This is a genomic window from Achromobacter sp., from assembly GCF_036567245.1.
In the GTDB taxonomy this organism is placed as follows: Bacteria; Pseudomonadota; Gammaproteobacteria; order Burkholderiales; family Burkholderiaceae_B; genus Achromobacter.
This window is the reverse complement of record NZ_DATCUY010000134.1, coordinates 1-1623: the sequence shown is the minus strand read 5'-3', so window position 1 is coordinate 1623 and position 1623 is coordinate 1. Positions and strand designations below refer to the sequence as shown.

Here is a 1623-nt window from a genome sequence, read left to right as displayed (position 1 = left end):
CGCCTGCACGCGGAAGATCACCAGGTTCCAGATCATCGCCAGCGGCAGCACCAGCAAGGTCATCGGCCCGGCGATCCAGTACACGCCGAACAGCGCCAGCACCAGGCCGGGGATGAAGGCCAGCGTGTAGATCAGGTCCAGTGGCAGGAACAGCAGGTTCCACCAGATGAACAGCGTGCTCATGCGCGGCTTCAGCAGCAGGCCGCCATGGCGGGCGAAGGCCTCCATCAAGCCGCGCGACCAGCGCTGGCGCTGGCGCGAGAACTGCCTCAGCGTGGGCGGCACCTTGGTGAACAGGCAGGCGTCCTCGCAATAGCCGATCCGCGCGCCGGTCTTCAGCAGCGCCCAGGACAGGACGATGTCCTCGCCCACGCATTCGGGCCAGCCCCCGGCCTGGTTCAAGGCGGTGCGCGTATACAAGGAGAACGCGCCCTGGGCGACCAGGGTGCCGTGGTACATGCTCTGCACCCGCTTGACCGCGGCGATGCCATGGAAGTAGTCCCACTCCTGCGCGCGCGTGAGCAGGTTCTCGCGTGAGTTGGCCACCAGGACCGCACCAGCCACGGCCACGGTGTTGGGTGGATCGGACAGGTAACGGCCGACCAGTTTGCGCAGTGCGTCCGCGCGCAGGCAGCAGTCGCCATCGACGGTGATGACCAGTTCGCGCGCGGTTTCCCTCAGTCCACGGTTCAGCGCCTTGGACTTGCCCCCGTTGCGTGGCTGGGCCAGCACCCGGATCTGCAGGCCGGGCCGGGTGTGGATGCGCGCGGCTGCCTGCGCGATCACCAGGCTGTCGTCAGTGGATCCATCGTCGATGACGACCACTTCCACGTCTCCCGCATAATCCTGGCGGGCGAAGCTGGCCAGGGTCTCGGCAATGTTGTTGCCCTCGTTGTAGCAGGCCACCAGCACGCAGATGTCCGGATAGGCAGCCAGCGCACGCCGCGGCGGGCGCCGGTCGGCCAGAATCGAACCGATCAGAAATGCGTTCATGAAGCCCGGGACATAGGCAATGAACGCGATCACCAGCAGTGCCAGCGCCAGGCCCAGCGGCTGGGACAGGTCATGCAGCCAGCGCATGGACAACACGACGCTGAGCGCCGTCCACAGCAGCGCCACCACCAGGACCAGCGCGAATTTCGCGCGGACCGGGACATAGAAGTGCCGGGGCCGTCGCACGGGCACCGGTGCTTCGCCCGGCGCCGTGGGGGCGGCTTCCACGCCAAAGAGGGGGGTATACGTTTCAGGTTGCTGCATGGCCTTGCCAAGCGAGGGGGTGCCTCGCTTACGCATGTTTCATGCCAAATTCAAGCGCTTGATTAGCGGTTGGTGTCAGCGCCGTGAAGATGCGACATACGTCACTATTTGACGCAATGCACAACATCCAATGCACAACATCCATGCGCGAGAGCGATCCGCAGCCAGGTGGCCTCTGCCGCAGCGGGTTTCAGTCCACGCGGATCGGCACCCGGGTCTGGCCCTGTCCGTGGACGACGAAGCGCTCGACGGTGAGCGCTTCCAGGCCCATTGGCCCGTAGGAATGCAGGCGCGTGGTGGAAATGCCGATCTCCGCGCCCAGGCCGAGCTCGCCGCCGTCGGAGAACCGCGAGGACGCGTTGACCA

At 66.0% G+C, this 1623-nt stretch carries 1 protein-coding gene and 1 pseudogene; both read right to left on the bottom strand.

Annotated features, from left to right (window positions below; translation table 11 throughout):
• A partial coding sequence (locus tag VIR09_RS06005) for a glycosyltransferase family 2 protein (protein WP_332012046.1) occupies positions 1-1257 on the bottom strand: 1257 nt, incomplete at its 3' end.
• Between the two features lie 190 nt (positions 1258-1447).
• Positions 1448-1623: pseudogene (locus VIR09_RS06000) on the bottom strand (gamma-glutamyl-phosphate reductase); the annotation flags it as partial.